Annotated in this window: 13 protein-coding genes; 10 read left to right on the top strand and 3 right to left on the bottom strand. The window is 68.7% G+C overall.

What is annotated here, in order from left to right:
* Positions 1 to 41: 41 nt before the first annotated feature.
* Positions 42 to 2120: a molybdopterin-containing oxidoreductase family protein gene (locus DACI_RS05730; protein WP_043783196.1), complete on the bottom strand. Its 2079-nt coding sequence runs from the start codon at positions 2118 to 2120 to the stop codon at positions 42 to 44.
* 198 nt (positions 2121 to 2318) lie between these two features.
* Between DACI_RS05730 and DACI_RS05735 the strand changes: the two genes are divergently transcribed.
* The 4 genes from DACI_RS05735 to DACI_RS05750 all read left to right on the top strand — a co-directional run bounded on the left by DACI_RS05735 (position 2319) and on the right by DACI_RS05750 (position 5922).
* On the top strand, positions 2319 to 3476 hold the full coding sequence (locus DACI_RS05735; RefSeq protein ID WP_012203062.1) for an ABC transporter substrate-binding protein: 1158 nt from the start codon (positions 2319 to 2321) through the stop codon (positions 3474 to 3476).
* Between the two features lie 26 nt (positions 3477 to 3502).
* Positions 3503 to 4711, top strand: coding sequence for a M20 aminoacylase family protein (locus DACI_RS05740; RefSeq protein WP_012203063.1), 1209 nt, complete (start codon positions 3503 to 3505; stop codon positions 4709 to 4711).
* 61 nt (positions 4712 to 4772) lie between these two features.
* Complete coding sequence (locus DACI_RS05745; RefSeq protein ID WP_012203064.1) at positions 4773 to 5552, top strand: ABC transporter ATP-binding protein; 780 nt, start codon at positions 4773 to 4775, stop codon at positions 5550 to 5552.
* 115 nt (positions 5553 to 5667) lie between these two features.
* Positions 5668 to 5922 (top strand): acyl-CoA-binding protein, encoded by a 255-nt coding sequence (locus DACI_RS05750; protein WP_012203065.1) that lies wholly within the window; start codon positions 5668 to 5670, stop codon positions 5920 to 5922.
* Positions 5923 to 6149: 227 nt separating this feature from the next.
* On the opposite strand, the gene DACI_RS05755 is transcribed toward DACI_RS05750, so the two are convergent.
* Entirely contained in the window at positions 6150 to 7172 is a 1023-nt protein-coding gene (locus DACI_RS05755; RefSeq protein ID WP_012203066.1) for an isopenicillin N synthase family dioxygenase, read from the bottom strand.
* A 597-nt stretch (positions 7173 to 7769) separates the two neighbouring features.
* On the opposite strand from DACI_RS05755, the gene DACI_RS05760 reads away from it, so the two are divergent.
* From DACI_RS05760 to DACI_RS05785, 6 genes are all read left to right on the top strand, one after another.
* Positions 7770 to 8798 (top strand): ABC transporter substrate-binding protein, encoded by a 1029-nt coding sequence (locus DACI_RS05760; protein WP_043780730.1) that lies wholly within the window; start codon positions 7770 to 7772, stop codon positions 8796 to 8798.
* 10 nt (positions 8799 to 8808) lie between these two features.
* Positions 8809 to 9324: a nucleoside deaminase gene (locus tag DACI_RS05765; RefSeq protein WP_012203068.1), complete on the top strand. Its 516-nt coding sequence runs from the start codon at positions 8809 to 8811 to the stop codon at positions 9322 to 9324.
* Between the two features lie 55 nt (positions 9325 to 9379).
* Entirely contained in the window at positions 9380 to 10417 is a 1038-nt protein-coding gene (locus tag DACI_RS05770) for an ABC transporter substrate-binding protein (RefSeq protein ID WP_012203069.1), read from the top strand.
* 68 nt (positions 10418 to 10485) lie between these two features.
* Positions 10486 to 11328, top strand: a complete 843-nt coding sequence (locus DACI_RS05775) for an ABC transporter ATP-binding protein (RefSeq protein WP_012203070.1) — start codon at positions 10486 to 10488, stop codon at positions 11326 to 11328.
* Positions 11329 to 11344: 16 nt separating this feature from the next.
* Positions 11345 to 12112 (top strand): ABC transporter permease, encoded by a 768-nt coding sequence (locus DACI_RS05780; protein ID WP_012203071.1) that lies wholly within the window; start codon positions 11345 to 11347, stop codon positions 12110 to 12112.
* A 14-nt stretch (positions 12113 to 12126) separates the two neighbouring features.
* Positions 12127 to 12651 (top strand): nucleoside deaminase, encoded by a 525-nt coding sequence (locus DACI_RS05785; protein ID WP_012203072.1) that lies wholly within the window; start codon positions 12127 to 12129, stop codon positions 12649 to 12651.
* Between the two features lie 24 nt (positions 12652 to 12675).
* Here the strand turns inward: DACI_RS05785 and DACI_RS05790 are convergent, their stop codons facing one another.
* The gene (locus tag DACI_RS05790) at positions 12676 to 14427 is read right to left on the bottom strand and encodes a phosphoethanolamine transferase (protein ID WP_012203073.1); all 1752 of its coding nucleotides are present in this window, start codon (positions 14425 to 14427) and stop codon (positions 12676 to 12678) included.
* Positions 14428 to 14534: the final 107 nt, after the last annotated feature.

Raw genomic sequence — 14534 nt, forward strand, 5'->3', positions numbered from 1 at the left:
AGACGCCATTGCGCAGGAATCGCCCGTCTCCGGGGCGGGGCTCAGGCCAGCCGCTGCACCTGCACCGCGCAGTCGTAGAAGCTGGGCGCGCGGCCCAGGTCGGTCAGGCGCTGGTGGGTGAGCTCGTTGACGTTGGTGCCGTTGTCGCCATGCTTGCGCCACCAGATGCCCAGGCCGTTGACCACGCCCCGGCGCGCGCGGCCGTTGAGGGTGGCGTGGCATTCGTAGCTGCCCCGGTCGTTGAAGACGCGCACGCGGTCGCCCTCGGCCACGCCGCGCGGGGCGGCGTCGTCGGGGTGCAGTTCCACCAGCGGTCGGCCTTCCATGGTGCGCAGGCTCTTGACGTTGACGAAGCTGCTGTTGAGAAAGTTGCGTGCCGGCGGCGAGATCATGGCCAGCGGGTAGCGCGCATCCGTTTCGGCGGTTTCGTAGTTGGGCAGGTAGTCGGGCAGCGGGTCCATGCCGCGCCGCGCCAGCTCGGCGCTGGTGAATTCGCAGCGGCCCGAGGGCGTGGCGAAGCCGCCCTCGGCAAAGGGGGCCTCGGGCAGGGCCAGGGTGGCAAAGCCCTTGTCCAGCAGCTCGTTGAAGTCCACGCCGCGCCCTTCGAAGGCTTCGCGGCACAGTTGCTCGTCTCCCGTCTGGAAATGGGCGGCGGCAAAGGCGTCGTCATGCCGCGCCATGTGCGCGGCCAGGTCGCGGAAGATCTGGCCATTGCTGCGCGCCTGGCCCAGCGGCGCGATGGCGGGGCGGTTGAGCAGCACGTCGGTATGGCCGTAGCTGCCGTGGATGTCCCAGTGCTCGATCTGCGTGGTGGCCGGCAGCACGTAGTCGGCCAGGTCGGCCGTGTCGGTCATGAACTGCTCCAGCACCACGGTGAACAGGTTCTCGCGCGCAAAGCCGGCCACGACCTTGGCCGACTCGGGCGCCACGGCCACGGGATTGCTGTTGTAGACCACGATGGCGTCCACGCGCGGGCCGAAGCCGTTGCCGCCTTCGTGCAGCAAGGCGTCGCCGATGGTGCTCATGTTGATGGTGCGCGGGCGGCGCTCGCCCAGCAGGTGCGGCATCTGCAGTCGGGCGCGCTGCGCGGGCAGGGCGCCCGAGGCGGACAGCAGCAGGCCGCCCGCACGGTGGCGCCAGGCGCCCACCAGGGCCGGCAGGCAGGCGATGGCGCGCACGGCATTGCCGCCGCCGCGCGCGCGCTGCACGCCGTAGTTCAGGCGGATGGCGGCGGGCGTGGTGGTGCCGTAGTCGCGCTCCAGCTGGCGGATCTGCTCCACGGGCAGGCCGCAGACCTGGGCCGCGCGCTCGGGCGGCCACTGCAGGGCGCGGGCCTTGAGTTCCTCCCAGCCCAGCGTGTGGCGCGCAATGTAGTCATGGTCCAGCCAGCCGTGCGTGATCAGCTCGTGCATCAGGGCCAGTGCCAGGGCGGCATCGGTGCCGGGCAGCAGCTGCAGGTGCTCGTGGCATTTGTCGGCGGTCTCGGTCTTGCGCGGGTCTATGCACACCAGGCGTGCGCCGTTGCGCTTGGCCTCCAGCGCATAGCGCCAGAAATGCAGGCTGCTGCCGATGCTGTTGCTGCCCCAGATGAGGATGAGCCGGCTTTCGGTGAAATGCTCCACGCGCATGCCCAGCTTGCCGCCATAGGTCAGGTTCAGGGCCTCGCCCCCGGCGCTGGAGCAGATGGTGCGGTCCAGCAGCGAGGCGCCGAGCTGGTGGAAGAAGCGCCGGTCCATGCTCTCGCCCTGCACCAGGCCCATGGTGCCTGCGTAGCTGTAGGGCAGGATGGTTTCGGGATCGCGCGCCGCCAGGGACTGCAGGCGCGCGGCGATGTCGGCCAGCGCCTCGTCCCAGCCCACGGGCTCGAACTGCCCGGAACCCTTGGGTCCCACGCGGCGCAGCGGGGTGAGCACACGCTCGGGGTGGTAGCTGCGCTCGGTGTATTTGCTGACCTTGGCGCAGAGCACGCCGCCCGTGTGCGGATGGGCGGGGTTGCCCTGGACTCTCTTGGCGATGCCGTCTTCGACCGTGGTCACCAGCGAGCAGGTATCGGGGCAGTCATGGGGGCAGGCGCCCAGCACCTGTGAGGTGGCCTGGACTGGGGGCGTGGCGGAGGACATGGTGGCAGCGGTCTCGGACAGGGTGGGTACTTTGCGAAAAAACCGTGAAAAGCCGGGAAAACGGGAAAAGGCCGTCACGGGCAAGGGGCGGTGCCGGTCTTGCATGCCGCAATCGCCGCTTGTCTTTATTATGCGGACCCTTGCAGCCGGCTGCACGCAGCAACGGCGCCGATTCCAGTGACAAAAACAGGCAAGTTCATGCTCCGACCCAAGACGGCGTTCAGCCGCAGACAGTTCATCGCAGCCAGCACGGCTGCTGCCGCCACCTGGACCGGCGCAGTGCGCGCCCAGGACGCGGGAGGCACCATCGTGCTGGGCCAGTCCTGCCCGATGACGGGCCCTGCGGCACAGATCGGCCAGCCCTTCCATGAAGGCGCCAAGCTGTACTTCGAGCAGCTCAACGCGCAGGGGGGCATTGCCCGGCGCAACATCGAACTGCGCGTGATGGACGACGGCTACGAGCCCGAGCGCTGCGCGGCCAATACCCAGCGCTTCCTGTCCGACGACGTGTTCGCCCTGTTCGGCTACGTGGGCACCTCCACCAGCATGGCCGCGCTGCCGCTGCTGCAAAAGGCGCGCGTGCCCCTGTTCGCACCGCTGACGGGCGCCGACGCGCTGCGCCAGCCCCAGCTGGCCCACCTGGTCTTCAATGTGCGCGCCTCCTATGCCGACGAGACGGCGCTGATGGTGCGCCACCTCACGGGCCTGGGCCTGAAGAAGGTGGCCGTGTTGCACCAGAACGATGCCTATGGCGAATCGGGCCTGGCCGGTGTCAAGGCGGCGCTGGCCGCCAAGGGGCTGGAGCCCGTGGGCGCGGCCACGGTGGAGCGCAACTCGAACAATGTGGCGGCGGCCGTCAAGACGCTGGTGCCGCTGGGCGCCGATGTCATCGTGCAGATCGTCACCTACTCGGCCAGCGCGGCCTTTGTGCGCGCGGCGCGCCAGGCAGGCTTTGGCGGGCAGTTCTACAACGTGTCCTTCGTGGGTGCCCAGGCGCTGTCGGAGACGCTGGGCAAGGATGCCGAAGGCGTGGTCGTCACCCAGGTCGTGCCCTCGCCCTTCCAGACCTCGCGCCAGATCACGCGCGATTTCCTGGCGGCCATCCAGAAGGGCGGCGGCAAGCTGACGCCCAACTATTCCAGCATGGAAGGCTACTTGGCGGCGCGCGTGTTCGCCGATGCGCTGCGCCAGGCATCGGCCTCGGGCAAGCCCACGCGCGACGGCCTGGTGGCCGCGCTCGACGCCATGCACGGCCAGCAGGTGGCCGGCTTCCCGCTGGTCTTCAAGCCGCAGTCCGGCAAGCCGCGCTTCGTGGAGTTGTCCATGCTGACCGGCGACGGCAAGGTCCGGGTGTAGGCTTGCAGCTCTAGAAGGAGAACCCCATGGCCTTGTTGCAGGAACTGCTGGACCGCGCACCCGAGATCACCGCGCTGCGCCGCGACATACATGCCCATCCCGAACTGTGTTTCGAGGAGATCCGCACCGCCGACCTCGTGGCCCGGCAACTGGAGGGATGGGGCATTGCCGTGCACCGCGGCCTGGGCCGCACAGGCGTGGTGGGCACCATCCACGGCCGTGACGGCGGCGCCAGCGGCCGCGCCGTCGGGCTGCGCGCCGACATGGACGCCCTGCCCATGCAGGAGTTCAACACCTTCGAGCACGCCAGCCGCCACGCCGGAAAAATGCATGCCTGCGGACATGACGGCCATGTCGCCATGCTGCTGGCTGCCGCGCAGTACCTGGCCGCGCACCGCGACAGCTTCGATGGCACGGTGCACCTGATCTTCCAGCCGGCCGAAGAGGGCGGCGGCGGCGCGCGCGAGATGGTCGAGGACGGCCTGTTCACCCAGTTCCCCATGCAGGCCGTGTTCGGCATGCACAACTGGCCGGGCATGAAGGCCGGCACCATGGCCGTGGGCCCGGGCCCGGCCATGGCGTCCAGCAACGAATTCCGCATCGTCGTGCGCGGCAAGGGCGGCCACGCGGCCATGCCGCATATGGTGATCGACCCGCTGCCCGTGGCGGCACAGCTCATCCTGGGCCTGCAGACCATCGTCAGCCGCAACGTCAAGCCCATCGAGGCGGGCGTGGTCTCGGTGACCATGGTCCACGCGGGCGAGGCCACGAACGTGGTGCCCGACAGCGTGGAGCTGCAGGGCACGGTGCGCACCTTCACGCTGGAGGTGCTGGACCTGATCGAGCGGCGCATGAAGACCCTGGCCGAGAGCATCTGCGCGGCGCATGACACGCGCTGCGAGTTCGAGTTCGTGCGCAACTACCCGCCCACCATCAACTCCGCGCCCGAGGCCGAGTTCGCACGCCGCGTCATGGCCGAGGTCGTGGGCGAGGCCAATGTGCTGCCCCAGGAGCCATCCATGGGCGCCGAGGACTTCGCCTTCATGCTGCTGGAAAAGCCCGGCGCCTACTGCTTCATCGCCAATGGCGACGGCGACCACCGCGCCATCGGCCATGGCGGCGGTCCCTGCACGCTGCACAACCCCAGCTACGACTTCAACGACCAGCTGATCCCGCAGGGCGCCACGTTCTGGGTGAGGCTGGCCCAGCGCTGGCTGAGCGAGCCCACGCGCTGAGGCCCTTGCAGGGTCCGGCCGACACCGGCATGTCACACACCGCACCTAGCATGCGGTCCCTGTGACCTCCATCGAATCCTCCACGGCCGCCGCGCAGGGCGTGGCCGTCCAAGCCCGGCAGCTCAAGCGCATCCACGGCGAGCGTGCCGTGCTCCAGGACATCAGCCTGCAGATCGCCCCCGGCGAGGTGCTGGCCCTGCTGGGTCCTTCGGGTTGCGGCAAGACCACCCTGCTCAAGATCCTGGCCGGGCTGGAGCAGCCCAGCCGCGGCGAAGTCTGGATGGGCGGGCAGTGCGCAGCCAGCGCCTCGCAGTCCCTGCCGCCCGAGCGGCGCGAGCTGGGCCTGGTGCTCCAGGACCATGCGCTCTGGCCCCATATGAGCCTGCAGGCCAACGTGGCCTTCGCGCTGGAAATGCGCGGCCTGCCTCGCGCGCAGATCCACGAGCGGGTGCAGCAGACCCTGGGCCTGGTCGGGCTGCAGGGCATGGGCGAGCGTCTTCCCGGCAGCCTGTCGGGCGGCCAGCAGCAGCGTGCGGCGCTGGCCTGCGCCGTGGTGGAGCGCCCGCGCCTGGTGCTGCTGGACGAACCCCTGTCCGGCCTCGACGGCAACCTGCGCGAGCGCCTGTGCGAGGAAATTCCCCGGCTGCTGCGCAGCCTGGGTTGTACGGCCGTCTATGCGACCCAGGACCGCCAGCAGGCCTTGGCCGTCGCCGACCGCGTGGTCGTGATGGAGCACGGCCGCATCCTGCAACCGGGCAGCGCCCGGGACCAGGCGCCGGCCCCCGTGCCTTGCGGGGCCGACCGACGGCCCATGGCCGGGCACCTGTGCAGCGCAGCATAAGAGGGGCATGGCCGGTCTCGGTTCGGATGACGGTGAAAAAAGCACGGTCGTTCTAAATTCCTGCTTTTTTGGCTACACTGTGCCGCTACACGAACCGCCCACCAGGAGACCCGCCATGTCCGATCTGAATGCCGCCTTCGAGGCCGCCGTCAAGAACTCCACCTCGATCAGCGAGCGCCCCGACAACGCCACGCTGCTCAAGCTCTACGCGCTGTACAAGCAGGCCACCGAAGGCGACAACGAGGCCAAGAAGCCCAGCTTCACCGACATGGTCGGCCGCGCCAAGTGGGACGCCTGGGAAAAGCTCAAGGACACCTCGGCCGACGACGCCAAGCAGCAGTACATCGACCTGATCGAATCGCTGCGCTGATCCGCGCCACCACCGATCGCAGACACAGACAAGGCCCCGGACTCCGGGGCCTTGCCGTTTCCGGCCAGGCCACACCACACTATGTCAAAGAGTGGAGCGCTGGAAACTGGCGCGGCCCAACTCAGGGACGCCGAGCAAGAGCCGCCTCGCGGCGGGGGCGCCCAGCCGAAGGCGTCGTCCCCCTCCGCGAAGCGAGAAGGGGGAAGCGGCGCAGCCGCTCAGGGGGATCAATATTTGTTCGAGAAGTTGGCGCTGATGCGCTGGCGCAGGTACTCCGCGCCCGTGATGGGCGGGTACTTCTTTTGCGGACCTTCGATCACCGCGTCCTCGTTGGCCTGGCAGAAGAAGGCCAGGCTGTAGCGCGCGCCCTGGTATTCATGGGGCAGGGGATTGCGCACGCGGTGGAAGTTGCTGGGCAACTGGTCGTCGCTCCAGCGCGTGAGCATGTCGCCGATGTTGCAGGTGATCACGCCTTCCACGGGGTCCACGGGCGTCCATTGCTGGCCTTCCATTTCCTTGCCCGGCAGCACCTGCAGGCCCCCCTGGCCTGCGCGCTGGAACAGCAGGGTCAGGCAGTCGAAGTCGGTGTGGGCGCCTGCGCGCCACAGGCCCAGCTCGTCCTTGAGCGCGGGATCGACCGCGAAGTAGTGCAGCATGCGCAGCGTGCTCTGGTAGGCGGGCACCGAAGGGTCGTGGGCGCGCGTGAAGAAGTCCGCATCAAAGCCCAGCTTGTGCGCAAAGCACGACAGCAGCTGCATGCCCACCTGCCAGCACTGGCGCTCGAAGCCCAGCGTGGCCTGCTGAAAGCCCGGCAGCTCCTGCTGCGTGGGCCACAGGCCGGCCATGCGCGGGCGCGTCATCTGGTAGGACTCCTTCTGGTCGGGCGTGCGCGTGGAAGGCCGGATCTGCGCCTTGTGCTCCCAGCCCGCATTGCGCGACAGCGGCCACTGCGCCTTCACCTCGCGCGGCAGGGCGAACAACTGCTCGGCACGCCCGAAGGCCGCATCGATATCGGGCTGGGGAATGCCGTGGCCCGACACCTGGAAGAAGCCGATCTCCACCGAGGCCTGCCAGATCGCATCGGCGATCTCGGCCTTGCGGCGGTCAAAGTCGGAGATATCGATCACCCGCACCTCCCGTGCGCGCGTCTCCTGCCCCTGGCCGCCCATGCGGGCCTCCTTGGCGAGTTCGCCCAGCGCGTAATCTGAGGCCGGTGCCGAAGGCAGGGTCGGGTTGGCAAGCATGTTCATGGTCTGTTTCCTTTGCCGCAAAGGCAGTGGCAAGGCACGCGGCGGCCGGCGCAAAAAGACACCGATCCCGCACGTCGCTCTTGAAGTGGCTGACAGGGCACAGGTCGCAGCCACGCCGCTCCCGCACCCGCTTCAAGAGCAATGACCCGCGCCGGCACAGGCCGGCAAGCTGAACGCTTCTACTCTTGCCAACCACCCAAGCAAACAGCGCGCCAGCCCGCGCAGGCCTGTTCAAGGCCACCTGCGTTCCATCGTGGTGCAAGAGGGCCGGGCAGCTTGGTGCACGCGCCGCATCGGAACCGTCTGGCACCAATCTGATGCATGCCCGCCGCGTCGAAAACCGGTGCGGCCCAGCCCAGTGACACCGAGGAAGGGCCGCCCCGCACCGAGGGTGTCGTCCCCCTCCCGCGCAGCGAGAGAGGGGGAAGGCGCGAAGCGACTCAGGGGGTGGTACGCACTTTGCATACAAGCATCGTTGAGTAGAAGCGTTCAGCACGCGCCCAGTGCGCGTTGCCCGGAAATTGCTCATGTCACGCCAGCCGCCCGGCCCCATGCCAGCGGCCGGTCCCCATGTTGATAGCGACTGAGAGTTCCACCATGCAACGCCGCCATTTCCTTGCCGCCGCCGCCCTTCCCGCTGCCAGTGCCGTGATGCCCGGTGCCTTCGCCCAGGGCAAGGCGCTGACACCGCTGAAGTTCACGCTGGACTTTCGCGTGACCTCGCAGACCGCGCCCTTTTTCGTGGCGCTGCAAAAGGGCTACTACCGCGACGAGGGGCTGGACGTGAGCATCGACGTGGGCTCGGGCTCGGTGGCATCCATCACGCGGGTGGCCAGCGGCGCCTACCAGCTGGGCCTGGGCGACATCAGCTCGCTGATCGAGTTCCAGGCGCAGAACGCGGGCGCGGCGCGCGTGCAGGCCGTCTACCAGTACTACAACCGCGCGCCGTTCGCCATCATCGGCCGCAAGGACCGGGGCATCACGGGCGAGTTCGCCAGCCTCAAGGGCAAGAAGGTGGCCGCCGCCGCCGTGGAGTCCACGCGCCGCGTCTGGCCCCTGGTCGCGCAGCGCCAGAACCTGCCGGCCGACCTGTTCGCCTGGACCACGACGGAGTTCTCGGCGCGCGACAACGTGGTGGTGCGCGGCGATGTGGATGCGGCCACCTATTTCCATGACTCGGCCGTGTCGCTGTTCGCACGCATCAAGCCCGAGGAGCTGTCGGTGCTGCGCTACACCGATGCGGGCGTGCAGCTGTACGGCAATGCCATCCTGGCTTCCAGCGCGCTGGTGGCCGAGCAGCCGGCGCTGGTGGCGGGATTCCTGCGCGCCAGCAACCGTGCCCTCATCGAATGCCTGGCCCAGCCCGCACTGGCCGTGGCCGCCGTGCGCCAGCGCGAGCCCATCCTGGATGAAAAGCTGGAACTGGCGCGCTGGGCCATCACCTCGCAATACCTGGCCGCGCCCGATACGCAGCGCCACGGCCTGGGCGACATCGACCCGCAGCTGCTGGCCCGCCAGGCCGAGCAGGTCAGCCAGGCCTTCGGCCTGAAGGCACCCGTGTCGGCCGATGCGCTGTTCAACCGCAGCCTGCTGCCGCCGCTGGCCGCGCGCATGGCCAAGGCCTGAGGGAGCGCACATGGACCACGCCACCGTTTCACTGCCCCTTGAGGCCTCGCTCGACGAGCGCGACGGCCTGTACCTGCGCCGCGCCATCGCCATGGCCGACCGCGCGCGCCAGCGCGGCAACCGCCCGTTCGGCGCGCTCATCGTGGCCGCCGATGGCCGCGTGCTGGCCGAGGCCTCCAACGCCAATGGCGAGAGCGGCGACTGCACGGCCCATGCCGAGCTGTCGGCCATCCGCCTGGCCAGCCCGCTGCATGACCGCGAAGCGCTGTCCGCAGCCACCTTGTATTCATCGGCCGAGCCCTGCGTGATGTGCGCGGGCGCCATCTTCTGGTCGGCCATAGGCCGCGTGGTCTACGGCATAGATGCCGTGCGCCTGCGCGAATTCCGCGGCGAGCGCCTGGACCAGAAGGATGCCGAGCTGTCCTGCCGCGATGTGTTCGCCGCCTCGTCCCACGCCATCGAATGCATAGGCCCGGCGCTGATCGGCGAGGCCGCCGCATCGCACCAGGGCGCCTGGAAAAGCTGATCCGGCCCCGTTCCGTCCCCACCGTTTCTTTTGACCATCAGAGAGGAAGCCCACCATGCAAAAACGACTGTTCCTGCACACCGTCCTGGCCCTGTCCGCCAGCGCGGGCCTGGCAACGGCCCAGACACAGGCCCACGCGGCCACGCCGCTGAAGTTCCAGCTGGACTGGCGCTTCGAGGGGCCGGCCGCCTTCTTCCTGCAGCCGGTGGCCAAGGGCTACTTCAAGGACGCGGGCCTGGATGTCACGGTCGATGCCGGCAGCGGCTCGGGCGGCGTGGTGCAGCGCGTGGCCTCGGGCGCCTATGACCTGGGCTTTGCCGACATCGCGGCGCTGATGGAGTTCCAGGCCAACAACCCGGACATGCCCAACAAGCCCGTGGCCGTGATGATGGTCTACAACAACACGCCGGCCTCGGTGATGGCGCTCAAGAAAAGCGGCATCGCCAAGACGGCCGACCTCACCGGCAAGAAGCTGGGCGCGCCCGTGTTCGATGCGGGCCGCCGCGCCTTCCCGCTGTTCGCCAAGGCCAACCAGGTCGGCACCGTGCAGTGGACGGCCATGGACCCCCCGCTGCGCGAGACCATGCTGGTGCGCGGCGATGTGGATGCCATCACGGGCTTCACCTTCACCTCGCTGCTGAACCTGGAGGCGCGCGGCATCAAGGCCGCCGATGTGGTGGTCATGCCCTATGCGGACTTCGGCGTGAAGCTGTACGGCAACGCCATCATCGCCAGCCCGAAGCTGATCAAGGAGAACCCGGCCGCCATCAAGGCCTTCCTGCAGGCCTTCGCCAAGGGGGCCAAGGAAGTCATCGCCAACCCGGGCGCGGCCATTGCCTACGTGAAGGAGCGCGACGGCATCGTCAACACCCAGCTGGAGACGCGCCGCCTGCAACTGGCCATCGACACCGTGGTCAACAGCGCCGACGCGCGTGCCGAGGGCTTTGGCCAGGTCGTGCCCACGCGGCTGTCGCTGATGGCGTCGCAGGTCTCCGATGTCTACGCCACCAAGACGCGCGTGAACCCGGCCGAGGTCTGGAACGGCAGCTTCCTGCCGTCTGCGGCCGAGCTGAACATCCTGCCCAAGAAGTGAAGACAAAGTGATTGACACCGTGCGCGTGCGCCAGCGGGCGACGCGCCGGCCCTTGCCTGCTGCCTGCCATGAATTCCTCCACATCCCACGGCGATGACGACGCCTTCTTCGTCGAGTTCCGCGACGTCTGGCTTGCCTACAACGAGGAGCTGCTGCGCGCCAACCACTTCGCGGTCGAGGCCATCGACCTGCAGGTGCGGCGCGGCGAGTTCATCGCCATCGTCGGCCCCTCGGGCTGCGGCAAGTCCACCTTCATGAAGCTGACCACGGGGCTGAAGATGCCCTCCATGGGCCGCGTCATGGTCAACGGCGAGCGCGTGACCGGGCCGCTGAAGATCTCGGGCATGGCCTTCCAGGCGCCGTCGCTGCTGCCCTGGCGCACCACGGTGGACAACGTGCTGCTGCCGCTGGAGATCGTGGAGCCGCACCGCTCGCTGTTCCGCCAAAAGCGCAAGGAGTACGAGGCGCGTGCGCGCGCCCTGCTGCAGAAGGTGGGCCTGGGCGGCTACGAGGACAAGTACCCCTGGCAGCTGTCGGGCGGCATGCAGCAGCGCGCCAGCATCTGCCGCGCGCTGATCCACGAGCCCCAGATGCTGCTGCTGGACGAACCCTTCGGCGCGCTGGACGCCTTCACGCGCGAGGAGCTGTGGTGCGTGCTGCGCGACCTGCAGGCCGAGCAGCGCTTCAACGTCATCCTGGTCACGCACGACCTGCGCGAGAGCGTCTTCCTGGCCGACACCGTGTATGTGATGAGCAAGAGCCCGGGCCGCTTCGTGGTGCGCCGCGACATCGAGCTGCCGCGCCCGCGCGAGCTGGAGCTGACCTACACGCGCGAATTCACCGACATCGTGCACGAGCTGCGCGGCCACATCGGCGCCATGCGCAAGACCGGCGCGGCCATCCAACAATAGAACGGGGGAGATTCACATGCACAAGAAATACGCGGAACGCTGGGCGCCTTGGGTGCTGCTGCTGGCGGTCATCCTGCTGTGGCAGGTCATCTGCTCGGCCTTCGAGGTCTCGGAATTCATCTTCCCCAGCCCCTGGGCCATCGGCCGGCAACTGGCCGAGTTCAGCGGCATCATCGCCGCCCACGCCTGGCGCACCTACTGGGTGACCATGGCGGGCTTTGGCATCGCCATCGTGGTGGGCGTGCTGCTGGGCTTTCTGATCGGCTCCTCGCGCCTGGCCTATGCGGCGTTCTATCCGCTGATGACGGCCTTCAACGCCTTGCCCAAGGCGGCCTTCGTGCCCATCCTGGTGGTCTGGTTCGGCATCGGCGCGGGACCGGCCATCCTCACGGCCTTCCTGATCAGCTTCTTTCCCATCATGGTCAACATCGCCACCGGCCTGGCCACGCTGGAGCCCGAGCTGGAGGATGTGCTGCGCGTGCTGGGCGCCCGGCGCTGGGACGTGCTGATCAAGGTCGGCCTGCCGCGCTCCATGCCCTACTTCTACGGCTCACTGAAGGTGGCGATCACGCTGGCCTTCGTGGGCACCACGGTCAGCGAGATGACGGCGGCCAACGAAGGCATCGGCTACCTGCTGGTGTCGGCCGGCTCGTCCATGCAGATGGGCCTGGCCTTTGCCGGCCTGATCGTGGTGGGCGCCATGGCCATGGTCATGTACGAGCTGTTCAGCGCCATCGAAAAGCGCACCACCGGCTGGGCCCGGCGCGGCTCGCAGGGCGAGTGAAGGAGAATCCGGCCATGACGCCCGCACCCACGACGCCGCCTTCCATGACGCCCATGACGCCCCTGACCGACGAACAGGCCGCCCGCCAGCTGCGCCGCGCAGGCGCCGTGGCCGGGCGGGCCATGGCCATGGGTCGCCACCCCTTTGGCGCGCTGCTGCTGGCGCCCGACGGCGAGACCGTGCTGGCCGAGCAGGGCAACATCGACACGGTGAACCATGCCGAGTCCACGCTGGCGCGCACGGCGGCCGCCAACTATCCGGGTGCCTACCTGGCGCAGTGCACCCTGGTCACCACCTTCGAGCCCTGCGCCATGTGCGCCGGAACCATCTACTGGGCCGGCATAGGCCGTGTGCTCTACGGCGCCGAGGAAACGGCGCTGCTGGCGCTGACGGGCGACCATCCCGAAAATCCCACGCTGTCCCTGCCTTGCCGCGAGGTCTTCGCGCGCGGGCAGCGCGCCGTGCAGGTCATCGGCCCGGTGCCTGCGCTGCACGAGGAGATGCTGGAGCCGCACCGGGGCTTCTGGCAGCAGCGCTGAACGGCGGCTGCGCCCCGCGCCCGCTCAACTGCGGCAGCCGGCCAGCGCGTCCAGGGGCTTCTGGTAGGTGGGGCTGGTCACGTCCAGCAGGCCCAGGGTGGTGTGGTAGAGGTTGTCGTGCGACAGCGGCGTGTCCAGCTGGCCGCGCACGCAGCGCTCGGACACGCCGGTGCGCTCGCCCAGGTTGCCCAGCCAGGCAATCATGGGAATGTGCTTTTGCTCCTCGGGCGCCATGGCGTAGGGCATGCCGTGCAGGTAGATGCCCATCTCGCCCAGCGACTCGCCATGGTCCGACATGTAGACCATGCCGGTCTGGTAGTGCGACTGCTGGCTTGCCAGCCAGTCGATGGTCTGCGACAGGAAGTGGTCGTTGTAGCGGATGGAGTTGTCGTAGACGTTGACCACCTGCTCGCGCGTGCAGCTGGACAGTGCATTGGTCAGGCATTCGGGCTGGAAGACCTTGGTCTCGGGCGTGGAGCGCTTGTAGTAGGCCGGGCCGTGGCTACCCATCTCATGCATGACCAGCACCACGCCGCGCTCGCGGCGCTCGCGCGGCAGGGCAGCGATGCGTTCGTCGATGCCGCTGAGCAGGATGCCGTCCAGGCATTCGCCGTCGCTGGAGCACAGGGCCTTGCCGTCGGGCGTGTTCAGGCGGTCGGCCGTGCTGGCGTTGGGAATGCGTTCGCACACGCCCTTGCAGCCGGCCTGGTTGTCCACCCACAGCACGGCCAGGCCGGCGTTGTACAGCACGTCCACCAGGTTGTCGTAGTCCACCTTGCTCTTGTAGAAGCCCGTGCGGCCCAGGTGCGAGAACATGCAGGGCACGGATTCGCGCGTGCTGGTGCCGCAGGAGGTCACGTTGCTCCAGTTGAGCACCTTGCGCTTGGCAAGCTCGGGCGTGGTGTCGCGGGCATAGCCGTTCAGGCCCCAGTTGGCGGCGCGCGCCGTCTCGCCCACCACGATGACGAACAGCGGCGGCTTGCGCTCGGCCGCGTAGGTGGCGCCCAGCGTGGCACCAGCCGCAATGCTGGCAAACGGGCGCTTGGGCCGCAGGATGGGCTTGAGCACCGCGTCCAGCGAGGCCAGCACGGGGCTCACGGGGTTGAGCATGTGGCGCATCCACAGGTTGTTGCGGATCACGGGGGCCAGCTCGCGGTACGAGACAAAGACCGATGCCGCCAGCAGCACCACCGAGGCGGCCAGCAGCCCCAGCGTGCGCAGCACCGTCTGCATGCTGCGGCGCGGGCGGATGATGCGCAGCCGCAGCAGCCAGGCCGTGGGCAGGCCGGCCACCAGCAGCAGCTGCAGCAGCAACTGGGGGTTGAACAGGTCGCTGCTCTCGCGCAGGTCGGTCTGCAGGATGTTGTTGATCATGCCGCCGTCCATGACCGTGCCGTAGGCAGTCATGAAGTACTGGGCCGAGCCGGCAATCCAGGGCAGGGCGATCCACAGCGGCTTCATGCCGCGCGGCCAGGCCGTCAGCGACAGCAGCAGCAGGATGCCGCCCAGGCCCAGCGGCAGCAGGCGCAGCACCAGGGTGGCCAGGCTGCCGTCATAGCCTTCGAGGTGGGGCAGGCGCAGCCACAGCGCCCAGTTCGCGGTGGCCAGCAGCCACAGCGCCAGCACCAGGGCCACGGCCTGGGGCGAGCGCGGGGCGCTCCAGGCCATGCGCAGCCGCGCCGCAAGGCTGGTGTGGGGGGTCTGGGTAGACGAGGAGGCCGTGCCGGTGGCGGATGAACTGGCCAGAGGGGGGTGTGCGAGCAGGCGTTCGGGCATGACCGCGAGCGTAGAATTCGCAGCTTAAGAACATCTGAACCCCGCGTTCAGACTCCGTTCAGCTTGAACCTCTCCCGTCCCCTCTGTTCCGCCCATGTGCGGAGCGC

Source organism: Delftia acidovorans SPH-1, from assembly GCF_000018665.1.
GTDB lineage: Bacteria > Pseudomonadota > Gammaproteobacteria > Burkholderiales > Burkholderiaceae_C > Comamonas > Comamonas acidovorans.

What these genes read in the sequence shown, in the direction of transcription:
- DACI_RS05740 (WP_012203063.1), top strand. Translation starts at nt 3,503, where the DNA reads ATGGCCTTGTTGCAGGAACTGCTGGACCGCGCACCCGAGATCACCGCG.
- DACI_RS05730 (WP_043783196.1), bottom strand. Translation starts at nt 2,120, where the DNA reads ATGTCCTCCGCCACGCCCCCAGTCCAGGCCACCTCACAGGTGCTGGGC.
- DACI_RS05790 (WP_012203073.1), bottom strand. Translation starts at nt 14,427, where the DNA reads ATGCCCGAACGCCTGCTCGCACACCCCCCTCTGGCCAGTTCATCCGCC.
- DACI_RS05780 (WP_012203071.1), top strand. Translation starts at nt 11,345, where the DNA reads ATGCACAAGAAATACGCGGAACGCTGGGCGCCTTGGGTGCTGCTGCTG.
- DACI_RS05735 (WP_012203062.1), top strand. Translation starts at nt 2,319, where the DNA reads ATGCTCCGACCCAAGACGGCGTTCAGCCGCAGACAGTTCATCGCAGCC.
- DACI_RS05755 (WP_012203066.1), bottom strand. Translation starts at nt 7,172, where the DNA reads ATGAACATGCTTGCCAACCCGACCCTGCCTTCGGCACCGGCCTCAGAT.
- DACI_RS05775 (WP_012203070.1), top strand. Translation starts at nt 10,486, where the DNA reads ATGAATTCCTCCACATCCCACGGCGATGACGACGCCTTCTTCGTCGAG.
- DACI_RS05765 (WP_012203068.1), top strand. Translation starts at nt 8,809, where the DNA reads ATGGACCACGCCACCGTTTCACTGCCCCTTGAGGCCTCGCTCGACGAG.
- DACI_RS05750 (WP_012203065.1), top strand. Translation starts at nt 5,668, where the DNA reads ATGTCCGATCTGAATGCCGCCTTCGAGGCCGCCGTCAAGAACTCCACC.
- DACI_RS05785 (WP_012203072.1), top strand. Translation starts at nt 12,127, where the DNA reads ATGACGCCCGCACCCACGACGCCGCCTTCCATGACGCCCATGACGCCC.
- DACI_RS05770 (WP_012203069.1), top strand. Translation starts at nt 9,380, where the DNA reads ATGCAAAAACGACTGTTCCTGCACACCGTCCTGGCCCTGTCCGCCAGC.
- DACI_RS05760 (WP_043780730.1), top strand. Translation starts at nt 7,770, where the DNA reads ATGCAACGCCGCCATTTCCTTGCCGCCGCCGCCCTTCCCGCTGCCAGT.